This is a genomic window from Pedobacter sp. 01T416_2 (genome assembly GCF_056398925.1).
The window spans coordinates 1-3,150 of the sequence record NZ_JBFTQI010000698.1; the positions used below are offsets into that span (position 1 = coordinate 1).

The following is a 3,150-nucleotide window of genomic DNA, read 5'->3' on the forward strand; positions in this document are numbered from 1 at the left end:
ACTTAAGGATGCAAAAGTAGTCGAATAATCATGGTTTACCTAAAGAAAATAAATGGATTAATTAATAACTTTAGCAATAATGCAAAAATAGCACGCATTAAACAATGTCCAATTCAAAAAAGAAAACGCCAATATTCGGAATAACAACTGCGACTTCAGAAAAGCTAGATAAAAGGCGATGGAACAAAACTTTTAGAAGGATCGCAAAAATCCAGATTATTAAACAGAAAGAACTTCCACATAAAATTTCAGCGGTCACAAACGTTTGGGATGGAGATAAAGATGGGAAAAGACACTTAAAAAACTACAGTAGCAAAGAAATGCGAAAGTAGTTTCATTCATTTAACTAGTAACGCAGGTAAAGCTATTACTTTACAAAAGCAATAAAAAGTAAATATATAGCTTTACTTTCTTGTTATTCTAAAATTTATGCGACCGTTCAAACTACCTAACTAAATATTATGACAATAAAGAAAACCTAACTTCGCTATCTTTGCATCAATGTCCGGTATCTATATTCATATCCCTTTCTGTAAAAAGGCCTGTCACTATTGCGATTTTCATTTCAGCACTTCTTTAAAATATGCTGATGAAATGGTTGATGCGATCTGCAAAGAGATCAAAATGAAAAAAGATCGGATTGGCGGACAGGTTGGAAGCATTTATTTTGGCGGCGGAACACCCTCTATTTTATCGCAGGCAGCTTTACAAAAGATTTTCGATGCCATTGACCACACTTTTTCTGTTGATGCAAATGCTGAAATTACCATCGAAACCAATCCAGATGATTTAACCGCCCAGAAATTAAAAGAACTGAAACAATTGCCCGTTAACCGCTTTAGTGTGGGCATACAGTCTTTTTATGATGAAGATCTGACCTGGATGAACCGCGCGCACCGGGCCCAAGAAGCGGAAGATTGTATCAGAAGAAGTCAGGATGCTGGTTTTGAAAACCTAACCCTCGATTTAATTTATGGCTATCCTTTACTCACCGATCAAAAATGGTTAAGTAATATCCAAAAAGCAATTGAGCTGGAGGTTCCGCATATTTCGGGATACGCGCTAACGGTAGAACCTCGGACAGCTTTAGCCCACGCCATCAAAAATAAAAAACAAACTCCCGTAAACGATAACCAAAGCGCCGCTCAGTTTGTAATTTTGATGGATAAACTTGTTGATGCAGGTTTTGAACACTATGAAATTTCGAATTTTGCTAAACCCGATCATTATGCAGTGCATAACACCAATTACTGGAAGGGAATAGATTATATTGGCATTGGCCCATCGGCACACGGTTTTAATGGCCAAAACCGCTATATGAACCCTGCCAATAACGCGTTGTATATGGAAACGTTAGGCCATAACAAGCTTCCTGAAATTGTTGAAGAACTGAGTTTAAACGACAGATTTAACGAGTACATCATGACTTCGTTAAGAACGATGTGGGGAACTGATTTACAAAAAATAAATACCGATTTCGGGAAAGATTTTTTAGCGGAAACAAAACACAACCTAAAAAATTTCGAGGATAAAGACTGGCTGATCATTGATGGGGATAAAATTTGTTTAAGTCAAAACGGAAAATTATTTGCCGATCATATTGCTTCGGAATTGTTTATTGTAGGAGATGAATGAGTGAATTGAGAAGGATTGAATTAGAGCTGACTGATTTAGCCGGTTAAACAACATTCACTCATTCAAAACTCAGTCATTCAATAATTAATTAAAATATATGTCAAAAATTGTATGGATTACAGGTGCATCATCAGGTATTGGAGAGGCCTTGGTATATGAATATTTTAAAGCTGGCAATAAACTGATCATCTCAGGAAGAAATCGTGACGAACTATTCCGTGTAAAAGGAAACTGCCAAAATTCTTTTAATGTACATGTTTTACCATTCGATTTGAGCGAAACAGCTACACTTGAAAACAAAGCTGCCGATGCCATCCGTATTTTTGGAAAAATAGATTTACTGATCAATAGCGGCGGCGTAAGTCAGCGGAGTTTAGCGCTCGAAACCAACCTGCAAACAGAACAACAGATTATGGACACCAATTTCTGGGGAACAGTTGTACTGAGCAAAGCAGTTTTACCTTTGATGATCGCTAACGGTGGTGGACAGATAGTTGTAATTAGTAGCCTTGTTGGAAAATTCGGCACGAAATTCCGCTCTACTTATGCGGCCTCAAAACATGCGCTGCATGGTTATTTCGATTCGCTCCGATCGGAAGTTTACGATAAAAACATCGATATTACCATCATCTGTCCAGGTTTTATCAAAACAAATGTTACCTACAACGCACTTACGGGAGATGGTAACCCACTTAATAAGATGGGCGATGCACATGAAAATGCCATGACACCTGCCGAATGTGCAAAACAAATTGTACAAGCTGTTAAAAATAAAAAGGAAGAGGTTTATATTGGCGGAAAAGAAACCAGAGCAGTATTATTGAAACGCTTTTTCCCTAAGCTTTTTTCTAAAAAGGTAAGAACGGCGAAAGTGAACTAGCACTGCGTTTTGAGGTTGGCGTTAAGCGTGATCCACCAAGTTTAAAAGGATGCGATTTAGGGGCGAGCCCAATTGATCTAAACCTGGTTGAAGCGATATCCTTTTGGCGCTCATTCTGAGCGGAGTCGAAGAACAGCCAAAAGATTTAGCGAAAAACGGGGCTAGCCCACCCGAAGAACCACCACCGCACCTTTACAAATTAAAAAAAATAAAAATTTAAATCATTAACAATCAACACATTAAAAATTATTTTTTATTTCTAAAAACCAAGTATCTGTAAGCTATCGTAAATGGAATCAAATAACAGAAACTTAAAAATTAGAAATAATGAAAAATTTAATCTTAACCGCATTTGCCGTAATTACCATGGCATTCACTACTCAAGTTTACGCTCAAAAAAATCCAATGGTTGGTGGCGCAGCCATGTATTCGACTAAGGATATTGTAGATAATGCTGTAAATTCAAAAGACCACACTACACTGGTTGCAGCAGTAAAAGCCGCAGGTTTGGTTGAAACTTTAAAAAGTGCTGGCCCTTTCACTGTTTTTGCACCAACAAATGCTGCATTTGATAAACTTCCTGCCGGAACTGTTGACAATCTGGTTAAACCAGAAAATAAAGCAACGCTTACTAC

Annotated in this window: 4 protein-coding genes; all 4 read left to right on the forward strand. The window is 37.5% G+C overall.

The features are described from left to right. Positions 1–104 precede the first annotated feature (104 nt). Positions 105–332 (forward strand): hypothetical protein, encoded by a 228-nt coding sequence (locus AC1DPQ_RS22660; RefSeq protein WP_477582973.1) that lies wholly within the window; start codon positions 105–107, stop codon positions 330–332. Between the two features lie 169 nt (positions 333–501). Beyond that, positions 502–1,635, forward strand: a complete 1,134-nt coding sequence (gene hemW / locus AC1DPQ_RS22665; RefSeq protein ID WP_477582975.1) for a radical SAM family heme chaperone HemW — start codon at positions 502–504, stop codon at positions 1,633–1,635. Between the two features lie 97 nt (positions 1,636–1,732). Continuing rightward, a complete protein-coding gene (locus AC1DPQ_RS22670; protein WP_477582976.1) occupies positions 1,733–2,515 on the forward strand; it encodes an SDR family oxidoreductase in 783 nt (260 codons plus the stop codon). A 327-nt stretch (positions 2,516–2,842) separates the two neighbouring features. Then, positions 2,843–3,150: fasciclin domain-containing protein (locus AC1DPQ_RS22675; protein WP_477610952.1), on the forward strand; the 308-nt coding region annotated here is incomplete at its 3' end.